At 55.4% G+C, this 18,593-nt stretch carries 16 protein-coding genes; 13 read left to right on the forward strand and 3 right to left on the reverse strand.

The genetic code is table 11. The annotated features are described in order from the left end of the window. Positions 1–134: 134 nt before the first annotated feature. A complete protein-coding gene (gene msrA, locus JG725_RS17730; RefSeq protein ID WP_172291190.1) occupies positions 135–776 on the forward strand; it encodes a peptide-methionine (S)-S-oxide reductase MsrA in 642 nt (213 codons plus the stop codon). Positions 777–1,040: 264 nt separating this feature from the next. Then, positions 1,041–2,363, forward strand: a complete 1,323-nt coding sequence (locus tag JG725_RS17735; protein ID WP_172291189.1) for a hemolysin family protein — start codon at positions 1,041–1,043, stop codon at positions 2,361–2,363. A gap of 136 nt (positions 2,364–2,499) precedes the next feature. Here the strand turns inward: JG725_RS17735 and JG725_RS17740 are convergent, their stop codons facing one another. Next, positions 2,500–2,706 (reverse strand): DUF1107 domain-containing protein, encoded by a 207-nt coding sequence (locus JG725_RS17740; RefSeq protein WP_172291188.1) that lies wholly within the window; start codon positions 2,704–2,706, stop codon positions 2,500–2,502. Positions 2,707–3,049: 343 nt separating this feature from the next. Then, positions 3,050–3,790, reverse strand: coding sequence for a 3'(2'),5'-bisphosphate nucleotidase CysQ (gene cysQ, locus JG725_RS17745; protein WP_172291187.1), 741 nt, complete (start codon positions 3,788–3,790; stop codon positions 3,050–3,052). 209 nt (positions 3,791–3,999) lie between these two features. On the opposite strand from cysQ, the gene JG725_RS17750 reads away from it, so the two are divergent. After that, positions 4,000–5,952, forward strand: a complete 1,953-nt coding sequence (locus tag JG725_RS17750; RefSeq protein WP_199379191.1) for a bifunctional 2',3'-cyclic-nucleotide 2'-phosphodiesterase/3'-nucleotidase — start codon at positions 4,000–4,002, stop codon at positions 5,950–5,952. A 145-nt stretch (positions 5,953–6,097) separates the two neighbouring features. Here JG725_RS17750 and JG725_RS17755 read toward each other — a convergent pair whose 3' ends face one another. Further along, complete coding sequence (locus JG725_RS17755; RefSeq protein ID WP_199379193.1) at positions 6,098–6,496, reverse strand: DUF2502 domain-containing protein; 399 nt, start codon at positions 6,494–6,496, stop codon at positions 6,098–6,100. Positions 6,497–7,154: 658 nt separating this feature from the next. Here JG725_RS17755 and JG725_RS17760 point away from each other — a divergent pair. The 10 genes from JG725_RS17760 to JG725_RS17805 all read left to right on the forward strand — a co-directional run bounded on the left by JG725_RS17760 (position 7,155) and on the right by JG725_RS17805 (position 18,577). After that, positions 7,155–8,399 (forward strand): urea ABC transporter substrate-binding protein, encoded by a 1,245-nt coding sequence (locus JG725_RS17760; protein ID WP_172291184.1) that lies wholly within the window; start codon positions 7,155–7,157, stop codon positions 8,397–8,399. A 99-nt stretch (positions 8,400–8,498) separates the two neighbouring features. Then, positions 8,499–9,362 (forward strand): branched-chain amino acid ABC transporter permease, encoded by an 864-nt coding sequence (locus JG725_RS17765; protein WP_172291248.1) that lies wholly within the window; start codon positions 8,499–8,501, stop codon positions 9,360–9,362. Positions 9,363–9,398: 36 nt separating this feature from the next. Next, positions 9,399–10,427, forward strand: a complete 1,029-nt coding sequence (locus JG725_RS17770; RefSeq protein WP_370541772.1) for a branched-chain amino acid ABC transporter permease — start codon at positions 9,399–9,401, stop codon at positions 10,425–10,427. Next, entirely contained in the window at positions 10,427–11,152 is a 726-nt protein-coding gene (locus JG725_RS17775) for an ABC transporter ATP-binding protein (protein ID WP_172291182.1), read from the forward strand. The genes JG725_RS17770 and JG725_RS17775 overlap by 1 nt, the downstream gene beginning before the upstream one ends. Further along, complete coding sequence (locus JG725_RS17780) at positions 11,149–11,871, forward strand: ABC transporter ATP-binding protein (protein WP_172291181.1); 723 nt, start codon at positions 11,149–11,151, stop codon at positions 11,869–11,871. The genes JG725_RS17775 and JG725_RS17780 overlap by 4 nt, the downstream gene beginning before the upstream one ends. 56 nt (positions 11,872–11,927) lie before the next feature. Beyond that, positions 11,928–12,920 carry an acetamidase/formamidase family protein gene (locus JG725_RS17785; protein WP_172291180.1) on the forward strand — a complete coding sequence of 331 codons (993 nt, stop codon included), beginning with the start codon at positions 11,928–11,930 and terminating at the stop codon, positions 12,918–12,920. A gap of 66 nt (positions 12,921–12,986) precedes the next feature. Then, positions 12,987–14,153: a transporter substrate-binding domain-containing protein gene (locus tag JG725_RS17790; protein WP_199379194.1), complete on the forward strand. Its 1,167-nt coding sequence runs from the start codon at positions 12,987–12,989 to the stop codon at positions 14,151–14,153. Further along, entirely contained in the window at positions 14,143–14,775 is a 633-nt protein-coding gene (locus tag JG725_RS17795) for an ANTAR domain-containing response regulator (RefSeq protein WP_172291178.1), read from the forward strand. The genes JG725_RS17790 and JG725_RS17795 overlap by 11 nt, the downstream gene beginning before the upstream one ends. Positions 14,776–14,937: 162 nt before the next feature. Further along, positions 14,938–16,680 (forward strand): nitrilase-related carbon-nitrogen hydrolase, encoded by a 1,743-nt coding sequence (locus JG725_RS17800; protein ID WP_172291177.1) that lies wholly within the window; start codon positions 14,938–14,940, stop codon positions 16,678–16,680. Between the two features lie 232 nt (positions 16,681–16,912). Further along, positions 16,913–18,577: an alpha-keto acid decarboxylase family protein gene (locus JG725_RS17805; RefSeq protein WP_199379196.1), complete on the forward strand. Its 1,665-nt coding sequence runs from the start codon at positions 16,913–16,915 to the stop codon at positions 18,575–18,577. Positions 18,578–18,593 lie beyond the last annotated feature (16 nt).

Genomic DNA, 18,593 nt, shown 5'->3' on the forward strand with positions numbered 1-18,593 from the left:
CGTCGCGGATACACATAACCTTAACATTAAACAAGAGTGAGTTATCAAGACAGGCTGAAACTTCTCGGTTATGCTCTACATTCAATCATTCGCCAATCACCTGACTTTCACCGTCATTCCCGGGAGTAGACAAATTGGTACACAATGTTGATAAAACGCAGCGGATCAAACAGTCCGACGCCTTGGTCGGGCGCATCACGCCGATGCCGGTCGCCAGACTGCATGCCGTTAGCGAACACTCCATGACGCATGTGCCGGACAACATGGAGGTGGCGCTCTTTGCGATGGGATGTTTCTGGGGGGCAGAACGTCTTTTCTGGCAGCAACCCGGCGTCTACAGCACCGCCGCAGGCTATACCGGCGGCTATACGCCCAACCCCACTTACCGTGAGGTGTGCAGCGGGAAAACCGGCCATGCCGAAGCGGTACGCGTCGTTTTTGATCCCCAGACGATCGATTACGCCCAACTGTTGCGGCTTTTTTGGGAAAATCACGATCCCGCCCAGGGGATGCGTCAGGGCGGCGATATCGGCACCCAGTATCGCTCTGGTATTTATCCCCTCACGCCGCAGCAGGAGCAAGAAGCACAAGATAGCTACCGGCGCTTCCAGCAGGCGATGATCGACAGCGGCGATAACCGGACAATCAGCACCGAAATCGTCCCTGCCGGCCCGTTCTATTTCGCCGAGGATGAACACCAGCAATACCTGCATAAAAATCCGGGCGGCTACTGTGGCTTAGGCGGCATTGGCGTCTGCCTCCCTCCCCTGCGTTAAGATCTGGCGGTAATTTCACCGCTCCTGTTATAATGCCCCGCTATATCCAATAAATTTCAACGCGCGGAAAGGCGGCAGCCGAGTGACAAATTCGTCGGCGACGAATTTGTCCGGCCAACGCATCCGCGACTTGAAAGATGACGGGTATATTAAAAATAATTTGGGCCAACGCCTGGCCCTGTTAACGGCTTGTTGTGCGTTATCTGAGATGATTTGCCTTTCTGAGGATCGCCTTCCCCCATTGCGGGCCAAAGCGAGAATACTATGTTAAACAGTCTACTACTTATTATTGCCCTTATTGCCATCAGCGCATTTTTTGCACTTTCCGAAATATCACTGGCCGCGTCCCGTAAAATAAAACTTAAGCTGATGGCCGACGAGGGAAACCTCAATGCCGATATGGTATTAAAATTCCAGGAAACGCCGGGGATTTTCTTTACCGTCATTCAGATTGGCGTCAATGCGGTCGCCATTCTGGCAGGGATTATCGGCGATGCCGCCTTTTCTCCCACCTTCGCCCTGGTGTTTGAACAGTTCATGTCGCCGGAATCGGCCGACAAAGTCAGCTTCATCTGCTCTTTCGTGCTGGTGACCAGCCTGTTTATTCTATTTGGCGATCTCACGCCGAAACGCATTGGGATGATCGCGCCGGAGGCCGTCGCTATCCGCATTATCAACCCCATGCGCTTCTGTCTTTTTGTTTTTCGCCCGCTGGTGTGGGTGTTTAACGGTCTGGCGAACGTGATTTTCCGGCTGCTTAAGTTGCCGATGGTGCGCAAGGATGACATCACCTCTGACGATATTTACGCCGTGGTGGAAGCGGGCGCGCTGGCGGGGGTGTTGCGTAAGCAGGAGCATGAGCTGATCGAAAACGTATTCGAGCTGGAGTCGCGCACAGTTCCCTCCTCCATGACATCGCGTGAAAGCGTGGTTTTTTTTGATCTGCATGAACAGGAAGCGCAAATCAAAGAGAAAATCGCCCAGCAGCCGCACTCCAAATTCCTGGTTTGCGATGGTCACATCGATCAGATTATCGGCTATGTCGACTCAAAAGATCTGCTGATCCGGGTGTTGGGAAACCAAAGCCTTGAGTTGCACAGCGGCGTGCAAATCCGCCCTGCGCTGATCGTGCCCGATACGCTGACGCTGTCTGAAGCACTGGAAAGTTTTAAAACCGCCGGAGAGGACTTTGCGGTTATTCTAAACGAATATGCGCTGGTGGTCGGTATTATTACCCTTAACGATGTCATGACCACCTTGATGGGTGATTTAGTCGGTCAGGGGCAGGAAGAACAGATCGTCGCCCGTGATGAAAATTCCTGGTTAATCGAGGGCGGTACGCCGATAGAGGATGTGATGCGGGCGTTGTGTATCGACGATTTCCCTCATTCCGGAAACTATGAAACCATCGGCGGCTTTATGATGTACACCCTGCGCAAGATCCCGAAACGCACCGATTTTGTGCGCTTTTCCGGATTCAAATTTGAAGTGGTGGATATCGACAGCTATAAGATCGACCAGTTGCTGGTGACCCGTCTGGAAGACAAATCCGTCGCCGGCATTGCCAAAAAAGATGAGAAAAAATAATTTTAGGCGAAAATAAGCCAGCGCCATACCTCGGTATGGCGCTGGCAAGTTGAGTCGGAATACTATCCAACCCAACATCCTCTTCTATCGATGATGAATGCCGTAAAACATCGGTTCGGCATATCCGCTTGCGCTGTCAGCCCATTTCGGCCTGTAGCCTGATAACCTGACGATTAACTTCAGACATCACCAGCAGATGCTGTCTGTCTTGCGTCTTTGGCAATACAATTTTGCCGTAATCGAACTCAAAAGTCCCAACGCCTTTAATATACAATCGCCCACGAAACAGCGTTTTCACATACTTGGCGACCTTCATCGGGTTGTAACGTTCGAAGATCCTCATCGTTTTACTCTCCTCCCGTTTTATTTTTCTACGCGCTTTCCATGACCAACGCGGCCAGAGAGTCAACGCGCTAATGAGATAACGGATACTGATAGATTAGTACAATAAAACGATATTTAGTTCCCTATTCGGCAGGATTCTTCACTGCTTTTACACTCTTTTACAGATGAGTGTTTATGCAATCTGCCTTCCATTAGTATAAACATTCAAAAAGTAGGTATTTGCGCGCTGCCCCCCATCGCATGACGGACTAGCCGGGCAGCCGACGAATAGACGCGGCGTAGGACGTGCAGCAGGCTGTCTGCCTGCTGCATCGGTTACTGAAAGAGAAAGAAAGGGAAGCTCAGAATAGCGATACGCGAAAACCGGGATTCAGGAACGACTCCCGCGGCGTGTAAGACAGCGGTTTCCCCTGCCAGTCATGAACCTGTGCGCCGGCCGCCGCCGCAACCGCATGTCCGGCCGCCGTATCCCACACGTTGGTTGGCCCAAAACGAGGATAAAGCTGGGCCTTGCCTTCCGCTACCAGACAAAATTTCAGCGACGACCCGATAGCGACCGTTTGATGTTCCCCCAACTGACTGAGATAGTCTTTCAGTTCTTGATCCGCGTGCGAACGGCTCACCACCACCAGCGGCGGACGCGCATCATGCACATTGATCTGCCGGCGTTCCCCGTTCTCTTCTTTCCATGCTTTCCCCCCGGCGGCGGCATACATCACGCCGGTCACCGGAACATACACCACGCCCAGCACCGCCTGACCGTTTTCAATCAGCGCGATATTCACCGTAAACTCCCCATTACGGCCGAGGAACTCTTTGGTGCCGTCCAGCGGATCGACCAACCAATAGCGTTGCCAGTGCCGGCGTTCCGACCACGGCGGAGGAGCCTCTTCGGACAGCAACGGAATATCTGGAAACGTCGCCGCCAGTCCTGCCTTGATCACCTGATGTGCCGCCAGATCGGCGGCCGTCACCGGCGAATCATCTTTCTTATGGGCGACCTCAATGGGCTGGCGCCCCTCATAGACCTGCATAATGGCGGCACCAGCATCGCGGGCCAATTGGCAAATGTGTTCTAGCATTTTCTACCTCGTCGTTACCGGTTATGTAGTGGAACGGATAACCATCGCGTCACACCTGCTTCATCCTTATCATTATACAACGATGCAACAATCGACCATTATTGCCGTCATTCTAGGCCAGCATCACATTTTGTGATGATAATTCACCCTGAATTCATCATTATATGAGATATAGCCCGCACAATATATTTTCTCCAAGGAGCTGAGTCATGAAGCCTTCGCTGGCATTAAGCCTGCTTGCTACGCTGATCGCCACCACAGCCCACGCCGCTATCGTGGATTTGCGGGTGATGGAAACCACCGATCTGCACAGTAATATGATGGATTTCGATTACTACAAAGATACGCCAACCGATAAATTTGGTCTGGTGCGTACCGCCAGCCTGATTCATGCCGCCCGCCAACAGGCGACGAACAGTGTACTGGTGGATAACGGCGATCTTATCCAGGGAAGTCCCTTAGGGGATTACATGGCGGACAAGGGGTTGACCGCCGGTGAAATCCACCCGGTCTATCAGGCTCTCAATACGCTTGATTACTCCGTGGGCAACATTGGCAATCACGAGTTCAACTATGGCCTGGATTACCTGCATCGGGCGCTGGCAGGGGCAAAATTCCCCTATGTGAACGCCAACGTGCTGGACGCCAAAACCGGCAAACCGCTGTTCACGCCTTATCGGATAGAAGAGAAGCCGGTCATCGATCGCCAGGGTAAATCCCATATCTTACGCATCGGCTACATTGGTTTCGTTCCACCGCAGATCCTGGTGTGGGACAAGGCGAATCTGGCCGGTCATGTCACGGTTGAGGATATCACCGAAAGCGCCAAAAAATGGGTGCCGGAAATGCGCAAACAGGGCGCCGATCTGGTGATCGCCATTCCTCACTCCGGCCTCTCCGCGGAACCTTACAAAGCCATGGCGGAAAACTCCGTCTACTATCTCAGCCAAATTCCAGGCATTGATGCCATCATGTTCGGCCACGCTCATGCCGTTTTCCCCAGTAAAGACTTTGCGGCGATTAAAGGCGCGGACATCACGCAAGGCACGCTCAACGGCATTCCCGCGGTGATGCCGGGCCAATGGGGCGATCATCTCGGCGTGGTGGATCTGGTATTAAATAACCACAGCGGCGTATGGCGCGTCGAGCAGGCGAAAGCGGAAGCCAGACCAATTTACGACAAGGCGCAAAAAAAATCGCTGGCCGCGGAAGATCGGAAGCTGGTCGATGTGTTGTCTGACGCCCACCGGGATACCCGCGAGTTCGTCGGCAAACCGATTGGTCAATCAGCCGATAATATGTACAGCTATCTTTCGCTGATCCAGGACGATCCGACGGTGCAGATCGTCAACAATGCCCAGCGCGCTTATGTTGAACACTTTATTGAGGGCGATCCCGATCTGGCCGATTTGCCGGTGCTTTCCGCCGCCGCGCCGTTTAAAGCCGGCGGACGTAAAAACGACCCGGCCAGTTACGTGGAAGTGGAAAAAGGCCGGTTAACCTTCCGTAATGCCGCCGATCTTTACCTTTATCCCAACACGCTGGTGGTGGTTAAAGTCAGCGGTAAAGCGGTTCGGGAGTGGCTGGAATGCTCGGCGGGACAGTTTAACCAGATCGATATCCGCAATAACCAACCCCAGCAATTACTCAACTGGGAAGGTTTCCGTACCTATAATTTTGATGTTATCGACGGCGTGGATTATCAGATTGATGTCACCCAGCCCGCACGTTATGACGGCGAATGCGCCTTAATCAACGACAAGGCGCAGCGCATCAAAAACTTGACGTTTGGCGGTAAAGCCATCGATCCCGATGACACGTTCCTCATTGCCACCAACAACTATCGCGCTTATGGCGAGAAGTTCGCCGGCACCGGGGAAAAATACGTCGCCTTTGCCTCGCCGGATGAAAACCGCGCCGTACTGACGGCTTATATCAGCGCGGAAACCAAAAAGTCGGGGGCGGTCAACCCACAGGCGGACAATAACTGGCGACTGGCGCCTATCAGCAGCGATACGCCGCTGGATATCCGCTTTGAAACCTCGCCATCCGCTAAGGCGGCGGCGTTTATTAACCAAAAAGCCCAATACCCGATGACGGCCCTCGGCAATGACGACGCCGGGTTTGCCGTTTATCGTCTCGATCTGCAAAACAAGCCGTGATACCGGCTTGCTCCCCGCCCGGTTAAAAAGAGAGTCGGGAGCGGTGACAACCCATGATTTTATCGGCAGCCTCAACCACGCCCATTGCGGGACGTGGTTGTTATTGGTGGGTTATCGGTGATCAAATAACGGCTCCGGGCGCATTTTAATCATCATCCCAGTCATCGTCCCAATCATCCCGGTCACGCTTTTTATGCCATCGGGGGCCGCGATCGTCCCGGTAATGCTCACGATACGCGCGGCGATCGTCGAAGTGCCGCGGGCCGCGTTGATGTTCGCGCCACCAGCCTACATCACGCCAGCGCCAGCCATCCCAATAGTGACCATGCCGATTACGTTCGCCACGATAAGCGCCACGGTGTTCACGCCACCAGCGTTCGCTTCGCCAGTCATAGCCATCCCAGTAATAACCGCGGCGATCGCGATCGCCGATATTCAGCGTCACGCCAGGCAGTATATCGATACTGATGCTGTCGGCTTGCGCCGCGGGCGTCATGGCGAACATCCCAACCAACAGGGTACTGACTAACAGTGGCTTAAACATAGGGTTACTCCTTCCTTAGCCGCTACTGCGGATAGGCGAAGATATACGGGGAATGATGCGCATCCACTATCAGACAACCGCCCATTTTCCTTGCTTTACGCTTCTTAACGATTTACTGACACACCGTCGACAAACAGGGTTAACACACTGCCTTGGCGTATCGTATTTGCCAAGACAGCGCCGAATAATGGACTCACCGCGTTTAAGCGTACTAAATAATGAAACCGCAGCCGGATACTGACAAAATAAACCCGTTATTGAATGTTGAAGTGAAAAATTTCTTTATCCCTTATCCAGTGCATTCCATTAACAATAATGATTTCTTATCGCTATTAACGTTGCCGACGCCAATAAAATAATAGTGATATTTTATAAATAATCAGACCTTAGCAGTATGTCTTTTTTGCTTATTCATCTGCACAAAATTCGTGCAGGCCTGTTCAGTAACAGTGCGACGGAATATGTTTTTACTCTATGATTTATATTGGAAAATTAACCATTGACAACACTTTGATTTACTTTTTATAGTAGATTTCACTCTCCGCAAGACCGCCAATGATGTCGGTTTGTGGTGAAGGCAATAGAGCCCATGCAAGGTCTTCAGACTATGCAGGGCTCTTTTTTTTTGCTTCTTTCCAGACCAACACCAGGGGTATTTATGTCCAGAATAAAAGGTAATTACGCCGCTCTGACACTTGCGATCGCTTCCGCATTTGCAGTGACCTTTTCAGGTGTGGCGTCCGCAGCAGATGAACCGATAAAGATTGGCTTATTGGAAGATGCTTCCGGTAATTTTGCTCTTCCGGTTATTCCCAAGATCCATGCCACCGAATTAGCTATCGAAGAAATCAATGCCCAGGGCGGTATTCTCGGACGCCCGGTTGAATTGATAAAATATGATACGCAATCCGATAATACCCGCTTCCAGCAAATGGCCCGCCGTTTAATCAGAACAGATAAAGTCGATGTTATTTTCGGCGCGTTCTCCAGCGCGTCGCGTGAAGCCATCCGCCCAATCATGGATCGGGAAAAACAACTCTACTGGTATAACAACCAGTATGAAGGCGGGGTTTGCGATACCAACGTTTTCGTTACCGGCGCCGTGCCTGAACAGCAATTTTCCACGCTAATTCCCTGGATGATGGAAAAATACGGCAAAAAGGTTTACACCATCGCCGCCGACTATAATTTCGGCCAGATTTCAGCGGAATGGGTGCGGAAGATTGTTGAAGAGAACGGCGGCACCATGGTCGGTGAAGAGTTTATTCCGCTCAGCGTATCCCAGTTCGGGCAAACCATTCAGAATATCCAACAGGCCAAACCCGACTTTGTCATGACGCTACTGGTGGGCACCAATCAGTCTTCCTATTACGAGCAGCAGGCGGCGGCAAAACTCAATCTGCCGATGGCCAGCTCCGTCAATGTGGCTCAGGCCTACGAGCATAAACGCTTTAAGGCGCCCGCCTTGAAAGATATGTACATTACCGCGAATTATATGGAAGAAGTGGATACGCCGGCGAGTAATGACTTTAAGCAGCGTTTCCGCGCCAAATTCCCGAACGAACCTTACATCAATCAGGAAGCCGCCAACGCTTATGACGCCGTTTACCTGTACAAACTCGCGGTCGAGCGCGCCAACAGCGCCGATCAGGTCGCGGTGCGTCAGGCGCTGGAAAGCGGGGATATCTGTACCGACGGCCCGTCCGGCAAGGTCTGTATCGATCCTAAAAGCCATCATCTGAGCCACACCATCTATCTGGCCCATGTCAAAGAAGATCACTCCGTCGAGATCCCCAAAGTCTGGCCTGACATCAAACCTTACTGGCTGGGCGAGGCGGGCTGTAATCTGCCGGTGAAACCGGACACCAGCCAGTATACGCCGTCTAATCCGCCCAAAGCATAACCTGGCGGCTTACGGTCGGGGAAGCGCCAGCCAAACGGCGCCTCCCTGATGTTATCCCTTTCTGACGGTGTCGCGCAGGGCACTAAGGATTTTCAGCAGATGCTCTCCTTTCTTTATTCGGTGATTTATCAGTTCGGAGACAACTTTGCCTATCTGGTGCTCGCCGCGCTGGGTCTGGCGGTGATCTTCGGCATGATGGGGGTGATTAATCTGGCGCATGGCGAATTCATCATGTGCGGCGCCTACGTCACGATTTCACTGAACAAATCCGGCCTGCCGCTGCCGCTTGCGATGCTGGCCGGTTCATTGGCCGCCGCTTTCGCCGGCGGGGTCATCGAGCGGCTGGTGGTGCGCCACCTTTATCACCGGCTGTATGACTCGGTGGTGGCGACCTGGGCGATCAGTCTGATCGTGCAGCAAAGTATGCTGCTGCTGGCTGGGCCGTCTTTGGAAGGGCTGTCCACGCCTTTTGGATCCTTTATGCTGGGAGGATACTCTTTCGCCACTTATCGGGCGCTGTTGCCGCTTTTCGCCATCGCCATTCTGCTGCTGTTGTACTGGCTGTTTTTTCATACCAATTATGGCGTCTGCGCCCGTGCAACTATCCAGAATGCCCGCATGGCGGCTTGTCTGGGGCTGGAAACCGACCGCCTCTATACCCAGACATTCGCGCTGGGCGCCGGATTGGCCGGGCTGGCGGGCGCCATATACGCCCCGACGCTCACCGCCGTCCCCACCATGGGCAGCAGCTTTATCGTGCAGGCTTTTGTTTCCGTGGTAGTTGGCGGCGCCAATGTGCTGGTCGGCACCATTCCCGCCGCCATGACCCTGGGGGCTATCCAGACCGGGCTGAACGCCTGGTATGGGCAACTGGCCGGACAAATCGGTCTGCTGGTTACCGCCATGTTGGTCATTCGCCTGCTGCCTAACGGGGTTGGCAGCTTGTTTACCCGTAACCGCTAGGAGCCGACCGTGACCTCATCATCCATCCATGTATCGATTGCCCCGTCCAGGAAGCGTCAAATCGTCCCCTGGACGGCGGGGCTTGTCCTGCTGTTGGCCCTGTTATTGCCGCTGGGCGTCGACAGCGGCACGATCGGCGATTTCGCTTACTTCCTGCTGTGGACGTTCTGCGCCATCGGGTTGGCCGCCATGTGGGGCCACGGCGGGATCCTGTCCTTCGGTCAGACGGCCTTTTTCGGCCTGGCGGGTTATGCCTACGGCGTATTCACGCTGAATTTCGGCGATGGCGTGCTGTCCACCTGGTCGGGATTTCTACTGGCGCTGCTGCTGGCGGCAGCCGTCGCCGCCGCGCTCGGTTACATGATGTTTTATGGCGGCGTGACCGGCATTTTCATCGGCATTGTCACCCTCTCTTTTACGCTGGTGCTGGAAACCTTTATGTCACAGACCGCCGGCCCGCAGTGGACTATCGGCAGCGCCCGGCTGAACGGATTTAACGGTATGTCCGGCATGCCGCCGCTTTCGTTGCCGGGCTTTGACGGCGAACGGCTGATTCTGGAAGGCAATGCGTTTTATTACCTGATTATCGTGCTGCTGGCGCTAGCCTACTGGGGCGTACGGCGGTTATTACGCTCCGGCTTCGGCCTGACGCTGGCCTCTATCCGCGAAAATCCCCGCCGGGCAGAGATGCTGGGCATTGATATCCGCCGCTATCAGCTACTGATTTTCGTGCTGGGCGGCATGTTGTCGGGGCTGTCCGGCGTGCTGTATACCCTGTGGGGATCTTATATCACCCCGTCTTCCATGGGGCTGACCGCCGCCGCCATGCCGGTTATCTGGGTCGCCACCGCCGGACGTAAAAATATCTTCGGCACTATCGTCATCACCGCCCTGCTGGTCTGGCTATCCCAATGGCTGGCCGTTTACGGCAGCGAGTACGCCATGATCCTGCTGGGCGCCATTCTGCTGTTTGTCGTTCTGGCCGCTCCCAACGGCATCCTGCCCTGGCTGGGCGACAGAATACGCCGGATCATTCCGTCCGAACGCAACACGGAGGGCTCCTGATGACACAGGACATCATTCTGGAAACTCAGGGGCTGGGTAAGCGCTTCGGCGGCGCGCAGGTCATCAATCAGGTTGATATGCAGATCCGTCGGGGAGAAATCCGCTGCGTCATCGGCCCCAACGGGGCAGGCAAAAGCACCTTTTTCAAACTGCTGACCGGCGAGCACGCGCCGAGCAGCGGAGAAATCCGCTTTTTCGGCCAGCGTCTTAACGCCCTGCCGCCGTTTCAGCGTATTCGCATGGGCATGAGCATCAAGTTTCAGATCCCGGGCATCTTTCCCGATCTGAGCGTAGAGCAGCATCTGCGATTGTCCCTGCGTCACCTGCGGCCGGAAGCGCGCCACCAGCCGGCGAGCATGGATGAATTGCTGCACCGTTTCAATCTGACCGACGAGTATCGCCAACGGGCCGGCAACCTGTCGCATGGGAAAAAACAGTGGCTTGAAATCGCCATGGCCGTTTCGCTGCAACCCGAGTTGCTGATGCTGGATGAACCCGTCGCCGGATTGTCGGTGGAAGAAACCTATCTGACCGGCGAATTGATTAAACAGATGCGCCAGGACGGCCTGACGCTGATGGTGGTGGAACACGATATGACCTTTGTTCGGCAGATTGCATCCAGAGTGACGGTACTACACGGGGGACAGGTCTTTGCCGACGGCGCGGCCGACGCGGTACTGGCCCGGGATGACGTAACGGATATCTATTTGGGGAAAGCCGGATGAGTAATGACGTATTAATGCAGGTGAATGACATTACCGGCGGCTACGGCGGCGGGCTAGTGCTGAACGGCGCCACGCTTCAGCTATACAGCGCCGAAGTGCTGGGCGTGATCGGCCGCAACGGCGTGGGAAAAACCACGCTGATGCGTTCGCTGATTGGCATGGTTCCCGTTAATCAAGGCCATATCCTGCTGGGCGAGACGGAGATCACCCATGCCACGCCGCAACGCCGCGCCCGGTTGGGCATCGGCTATGTTCCGCAGGGGCGTGAAGTGTTCTCCGGCCTGACCGTGGCGGAGAACTTGCAGGTCGGCATGCAGTTCGTGCGCGAGCACCGGGAATTCGCCAGCGATCTGCTGGAAAGGGTACTGGACTACTTCCCCATCCTGCGCCAACGGCTAAAGCAAAAAGCGGGCACCATGAGCGGCGGCGAACAGCAACAGTTGGCCATCGCCAGAGCGCTGGTCGGCTCGCCGAAAGTGCTGCTGCTGGACGAACCGTCGGAAGGCGTACAGCCCTCCATCGTCAATATTATTGCCGATACGCTGGTGCGCATTGCCCGCGAGCTACGGGTCGCGGTGATCCTGGTCGAGCAGGATATCGCCATGATCCAGCGTGCCGCCCAACGTTGCTGCGTGATGGATAAAGGGCGGGTGATCGACACCCTGAACCAGAAGCAGTTATCCGATGATCTCTTGATGCGCCGCTATCTGGCGCTGTGACCTTTACCGGTGCCGCACTGGTGGCGCCGCTCTCATTTTTCGCGGAGGAATAGACAATGAAAAAATGGCTGGACGACTCCATCATGACCAAACGCGGTGTGGGCGCGCAGCGTCAACCGGTTACGCATCATCTGACCGAAGAGAGGCAGCAGGAATTTCACTACACCATCGGCCCCTACTCCACCCCCGTGTTGACCATAGAGCCGGGCGATCGGGTGATTGTCGATACCCGTGACGCCTTTGAAGGCGCCATTCAGTCCGAACAGGACATCCCCAGCCAACTGCTGAAAATGCCGTTTCTCAACCCGCAAAACGGCCCGATTATGGTCAATGGCGCGGAAAAAGGCGACGTGCTGGCCGTGTACATCGAATCCATGCAGCCCAGAGGCGAGGATCCGCACGGCATTTGCGCCATGATCCCGCATTTTGGCGGACTGACCGGAACCGATCTGACGGCGATGCTCAACGATCCGTTACCGGAAAAGGTCCGCCGGATCAAACTGGACAATGAAAAAGTCTACTGGAGCAAGCGTCACACGCTGCCTTACAAACCCCATATCGGCACCCTGAGCGTGTCGCCGGAAATCGACTCCATCAACTCCCTGACGCCGGATAATCACGGCGGCAATATGGATGTGCCGGATATCGGCCCCGGCAGCATCACCTACCTGCCGGTACGCTCGCCGGGAGGACGGCTGTTCATCGGCGATGCCCATGCCTGTCAGGGGGACGGTGAAATCTGCGGAACCGCGGTGGAATATCCGTCAGTCACCACCATCAAGGTGGATTTGATCAAGAACTGGCAGATCAGCTGGCCGCGTATGGAAAACGACACCGCCATCATGAGTATTGGCAGCGCCAGACCCTTGGAAGACGCCACCCGCATCGCCTATCGGGATCTCATCTACTGGCTGGTTGAAGATTTTGGCTTCGAGCAGTGGGACGCCTATATGCTGCTCAGCCAGTGCGGAAAAGTCAGGCTGGGTAATATGGTGGACCCGAAATACACCGTAGGCGCGATGCTGAACAAAACGCTGCTGGCGCATTAATTACTTCCGGTATTCCGGCGAATACGCGCCGGGATAAGTCCCGTTATCAACATTAAGCGAGTCAATATGGGGTCGGCCACACCAATAAAAATCGGTTTACTCTACTCGTCCAGCGGCGTTACCGCCGCGCAGGAGCAATCGCAACTGCGCGGGGCAACCCTGGCAATCGAAGAAATCAATCAGAGCGGCGGTATCAACGGTCGCCCGTTACAGGCCATTCATCTTGATCCGCATTCCGACAATGCGCGCTTTCGGACGCTGACGGAGCAGTTGATCGTCGAACACCATGTCAATGTGATCTTCGGCGGCTATACTTCCAGCAGCCGCAAAGCCATGTCCCCGATCGTGGAAAAATACCAGCGGCTGCTGTTTTATTCCCAGCTATACGAAGGGTTTGAATTCTCCGAGAACATCTTTTACGGCGGCGCCGCCCCCAACCAGAACTGCGTCCAGTTGGAAGATTATCTCACCAGTCATTTCGGCGCCCGAGTCTATATGATCGGTTCCCGTTACGTTTTTCCTTACGAATGCAACCGCAACATGCAGGAATTACTGTTGCAACGGGATGACGGCGCCGTTATCGGTGAACGCTATCTTGACCTCAATGCGCCCTATGAGGCTTTTCTGCCGGTACTGGAAGAGATCCGTAAAAAACAACCGGATTTTATCTTCAGCACGGTCATCGGCCAGACCGTTCCCTACCTTTATCGCGCCTATCATGAGGTCGGGCTTGATCCCGGGCGGACGCCGATCGGTAGTCTGAATACCTCGGAAACCGAAATCGCCATGATGGGCGCCGAACTGGCGGTAGGGCATTTCACGTCCTCGCCCTACTTCCAGAGCCTGCAAACCCGGGCCAATCTTGCCGCGCTGGACAAATTTCACCAGATGTTCGGCCCGAATCTGACAACCGATATGAACTGGGAAGCAACCTACAGCCAGGTGCACCTGTTCGCCAACGCCGTAAGGGAATGCGGCAGCGACACGATCCCGCGATTGTCATCCGCTCTGCGGGGCAGCGAATTCGATTCGCCGCAGGGGCGAATCAGGATTGATCCGCTAAATCAGCATACCGGGCTTTATCCCCGTATCGGACAGGTCAACGACGCGGGGCAATTCACCATCGTACGAGAATCCCGTCGCATCGTGGCGCCCGATCCCTATATGACCAATCAGGTTCAGGGAGACTGGGTGACCAAACTGACAAAAGTGGAGTATCCCAATGCGCCGTAATGACTCCCGCGACAGCACCACCGCCCTGCTCCTCAGCCGGGGGATCCGTTGCGTGGTGCTGCATCCCGATGATGAAGATGGTGAAACGCTGACCCGACATCTCCGTCGCATGGGATTCAAGGTCAAGGCGTTTTGGCCGATACCGGAGCAGCTTCCCGCCGACACCGATCTCATTTTCTTTGCCCTCCAGTCAGATCAACCCGAACCGGATGTGCCGTGGCTGGATCACGCCCGGCACGCGCTGATCTCGATCATCGCCTATGAAAACCCGACGTTCATCGATCAGGCGCTGAGCATGGGGGCCGGCGCGACGATTACCACCCCGATCCGCGCCTCCGGCTTGCTCTCTTCGATGGTTATGGCGCTGCACCACCGGCAACAGCGTCAACGCATGATGGAACGCATTGAACGACTGGAAAAAAAGATGCTGGGACTCAGGCAGGTCAGCGAGGCCAAGGCAATCCTGATGCGCATACACGGCATCAGCGAGGAGCGGGCCTACGAGATACTGCGTCATCAGGCGATGGATAAACGTATCACGGTAGAGGAGATGTCCAGCGTGCTCATTCAGGCCAATGATATTTTTTCCCTCACCGCGCCGGTCAAAAAACTTCCGGGATAAGTTTTTGACGCCGCCCCTGGCGACGGCCCATCCGGGTGGCGGCCAGGGATGGCGCGCCACAAAAAAGCCGAGCGATCGATATTCGTTACGCATTGATTTTTATGCTGCGACGCCAATCCGGCTCACCGTCGCGGCGCCATTAACCGTTAGTGAGGATTCGCCATGTCAACACCTCCTTTTCTTGCTGCCGCCATCCAGTTTGAGCCGGTGATGTTCGCCAAACAAGCCAACATCGCCCGTCTGCTGGATCTGGTGGAACAAGCCGCCCGTCAGGGGGCCAAACTGATCACCACGCCAGAGATGGCGACAACCGGCTATTGCTGGTATGACCGCCAGGAAATTGCCGCCCAGGTGGAAACCGTGCCCGGCGAAACATCGGCGCGTTTTAGCGAGCTGGCGCAGCGCTATCAATGTTATATCGTGCTGGGTATGCCGGAGGTGGATGCTCAAACCCAACTGTATTACAACAGCGCGCTGCTGATCGGCCCGCAAGGGGTGATTGGCCGCCACCGCAAAAGTCATCCCTATATTTCCGAACCCAAGTGGGCGGCGGCGGGGGACGTCGGGCACCAGGTTTTTGAGACGCCGCTCGGCAAGATCGGCATGCTGATCTGCATGGACATCCATTTCCCCGAAACCGCCAGGCTGCTGGCGCTGGACGGCGCGGATATCATCTGTCACATCAGCAATTGGCTGGCGGAACGCACGCCCGCCCCTTACTGGATCAGCCGCGCCATGGAAAATGGCTGCTATCTGCTGGAAAGCAACCGCTGGGGACTGGAACGCGGTGTGCAATTCAGCGGCGGCAGCGCCATTATTGCTCCGGACGGCACGCTGATTGACGTGGTGGATAACGGCGACGGCATTGCCTATGGCGAGATTGATATCCGGCTAAGCCGCCAGCGTCAGGTTTTGGGTGAACCGGTTTTCACTCAGCGCCGACCGCAGGATTATCATGCGCTGCTTAGCGACAGCTTTCTGTGGAATCCCGCCGACTTCTTCGGCCTGTACGGCCACCATCCCTTGCCGGCGGGGAAATCAAGCCGTATTACCGTCTGTCAGTTTGCCCCCACCGATCGCCTTGAGGACAACCTCGCCCGGATCGTGGCGCTGGCGCGGGAGGCCGTCAGCCAACAACACAGCGAACTGGTGGTTTTTCCTGAAATGGCGCTGACAGGATACGCCGCACCGGAAACGCACGCCCAAACGCTGGATGCGCCAGCGCTACAGTCGCTGATCCGCTTAGCGATGACGCTACGGGTTTATCTGGTCGTCGGCATGGCTGAACAGCAGGAACAGAAATACTACAACACCCAGGTGTTGCTGGGGCCGGAAGGCATGATCGGCCACTACCGGCAGATGCATCTGCCACTTGCCCATCAGGCATGGGCGATCCCCGGCGAACAGTGGCGGGTATTTGATACGGCGGTAGGCCGGATAGGCCTGCTGTTGGGACACGATGCGCTGTTTCCCGAGTCCGCCCGTATTCTCGCGTTGCTGGGCTGCGACATCGTGGCCTGTTCCGCTGCGCTCAGCGACGGTTTCGTCAGCGGTCACGCCGGTAGCCGGGTTCCCCAGAGTTACCCGATTCCGGTAGGCGCCGATCCCCTGCATTGGCATTTGTTCCGCACCCGGGCCGGTGAAAACAACCTGTATCTGGCCTTTGCCAACAGCGTGGATAGCGCGCATCGGCATGGCGGATACAGCGGGGTCTTCGGGCCGGAAACCTTCACGTTTCCCCGGCACGAACAGGTGCTATGGCAGGAATCGGGCATTGCTACGCTGACCATCGATACCGCTTCGCCAGCCGGTAGTCCGACGCCGACAAATGCGGTCAGGCGCAAGGATCTGGTGGCAATGCGCCAGGTACATCATTACCGGCCAATGCTGATTGACCACCGCTAATCCGCGATCTTGCGAGGCGCTCGCCGAGCGCCTCATTCAACGTAACGCCCAGGCAACTCAGACGAGGCGTACCGGCGACTCATTAAACATAATCATCAGACATGCCGCTTACCCGTAAGTTTTCGCCGGATGTAACGCTTTATTGCCATTTTCATAAAGGAAAAATATTAGTTTTTTTTAACATATCGCTAATACTTGCAAGTGGAGAATGTCATTACACGCGGGGGAAACAATGCTCAGCCGCTATACGATAGGTGATTATTTACTGGATCGTCTTGCTCAAGCCGGGATCAACCATCTTTTCGGCGTACCGGGCGATTACAATCTGCAATTTCTCGATCGCGTTCTTAACCATAAGCATATCACCTGGGTTGGATGCGCCAACGAACTGAACGCAGCTTATGCCGCCGACGGATATGCGCGATGCAAACCCGCCGCGGCCCTGCTGACCACCTTTGGCGTCGGCGAACTCAGCGCGATTAATGGCACTGCCGGCAGTTACGCGGAATACGTACCGGTTATTCATATCGCTTTCGCGCCCGATCTCCTATCGCAGCATAAAGGTGAATTGCTACACCATACATTGGGAGATGGCGAGTTCGGCCACTTTCTGCGCATGGCGCAGGAAGTCACCGCCGCATCCGCCAGTCTTACCCTCACCAACGCAACCACGGAAATCGACCGGGTGGTTGGAGAAGCGCTCCGCCAACACCGACCAGTTTACTTATTACTCCCGCTGGATGTGGCTTCCGCGCCAACCGAAAATCGCCCGTATCCCTTGCCGATGCCAGAACCCGAATGTTCCGACGAATCTCTGCAAGCCTTCACGAATGCGGCTACAGAGATGCTCAGCACGGCCAATTCACTCTCGCTGCTGGCGGATTTTCTTGCGGAACGTTTCGGCGCCGCAAAACCGTTGCAACGCTGGCTGGATGGTATGACTTTCCCACACTCAACCTTACTGATGGGTAAAAGCACCCTGAACGAACAGCATCCCTGCTTCACCGGCACCTATGCCGGTCGCGCCAGCGGTGAAAAAATAAGATCGCTGATTGAGGATGCGGATGTGATCGTCTGTGTCGGCGTGCGTTTTACCGATACCATTACCGCCGGATTCAGCCAGCGGATCCCCACGGAAAAAAGTATTGATATTCAGCCGGCTGTCGCCCGAGTGGGACATAAAACCTTTTCCAATATCCCTATGCTGACCGCGATAGAAGCCTTAATGAAGATAACCTCGGCGTTTTCATCTCGCTGGCGACATCCGGCGATGACGCCACCGGCGCTCCCGGCTTCGGATAACAAGGATAAACTCGAACAACGTGAGTTCTGGCAACAAATTCAGGGGTTCCTTCGTCCCGGCGATATTATCGTCGCCGAACAGGGAACCGCCTGCTTCGGCGCCGCCGCGCTGACTTTGCCGCAAGGTTGCCAATTTATCACGCAGACATTGTGGGGATCTATCGGCTATACATTACCCGCCGCTTTCGGCGCGCAAATGGCCGCCCCGGAACGGCGAGTCGTGCTGCTGATCGGCGACGGTTCGCTCCAGCTCACGGCGCAGGAACTTGGCTCCATCATCCGCAACGATCTTAAGATGGCGATCTTTGTACTCAATAATCAGGGGTATACCATCGAACGAGCGGTACACGGCCCGCAGCAACGCTATAATGACATCGCGGCCTGGAACTGGACGCTACTGCCTGCCGCGCTGGGCGGCAACGATAACATCCTCTCCCGGCAAACAACATCGCCGGCGCAACTGGCTCAGACGCTGCATGATATAAACAAAACCCCCCGCCTGTCGCTGGTTGAGGTCATTTTGCCTAAAATGGACATGCCGGAATTGCTACAGGCCGTGTCCCGCTCGCTTGAACAACGCAACAGCGTGCATTAATCGTGGCGGTTCTTTT

The sequence above is a fragment of the Brenneria sp. L3-3C-1 genome (genome assembly GCF_016456245.1).
In the GTDB taxonomy this organism is placed as follows: Bacteria; Pseudomonadota; Gammaproteobacteria; order Enterobacterales; family Enterobacteriaceae; genus Brenneria.

Bases quoted from the DNA above. Each gene is read 5' to 3' on its own strand.
- JG725_RS17800 (WP_172291177.1), top strand. From the start codon at position 14,938: ATGTCAACACCTCCTTTTCTTGCTGCCGCCATCCAGTTTGAGCCGGTG.
- JG725_RS17790 (WP_199379194.1), top strand. From the start codon at position 12,987: ATGGGGTCGGCCACACCAATAAAAATCGGTTTACTCTACTCGTCCAGC.
- JG725_RS17760 (WP_172291184.1), top strand. From the start codon at position 7,155: ATGTCCAGAATAAAAGGTAATTACGCCGCTCTGACACTTGCGATCGCT.
- JG725_RS17755 (WP_199379193.1), bottom strand. From the start codon at position 6,496: ATGTTTAAGCCACTGTTAGTCAGTACCCTGTTGGTTGGGATGTTCGCC.
- JG725_RS17795 (WP_172291178.1), top strand. From the start codon at position 14,143: ATGCGCCGTAATGACTCCCGCGACAGCACCACCGCCCTGCTCCTCAGC.
- JG725_RS17780 (WP_172291181.1), top strand. From the start codon at position 11,149: ATGAGTAATGACGTATTAATGCAGGTGAATGACATTACCGGCGGCTAC.
- JG725_RS17750 (WP_199379191.1), top strand. From the start codon at position 4,000: ATGAAGCCTTCGCTGGCATTAAGCCTGCTTGCTACGCTGATCGCCACC.
- cysQ (WP_172291187.1), bottom strand. From the start codon at position 3,790: ATGCTAGAACACATTTGCCAATTGGCCCGCGATGCTGGTGCCGCCATT.
- JG725_RS17775 (WP_172291182.1), top strand. From the start codon at position 10,427: ATGACACAGGACATCATTCTGGAAACTCAGGGGCTGGGTAAGCGCTTC.
- JG725_RS17735 (WP_172291189.1), top strand. From the start codon at position 1,041: ATGTTAAACAGTCTACTACTTATTATTGCCCTTATTGCCATCAGCGCA.
- JG725_RS17765 (WP_172291248.1), top strand. From the start codon at position 8,499: ATGCTCTCCTTTCTTTATTCGGTGATTTATCAGTTCGGAGACAACTTT.
- JG725_RS17785 (WP_172291180.1), top strand. From the start codon at position 11,928: ATGAAAAAATGGCTGGACGACTCCATCATGACCAAACGCGGTGTGGGC.
- JG725_RS17805 (WP_199379196.1), top strand. From the start codon at position 16,913: ATGCTCAGCCGCTATACGATAGGTGATTATTTACTGGATCGTCTTGCT.
- JG725_RS17740 (WP_172291188.1), bottom strand. From the start codon at position 2,706: ATGAGGATCTTCGAACGTTACAACCCGATGAAGGTCGCCAAGTATGTG.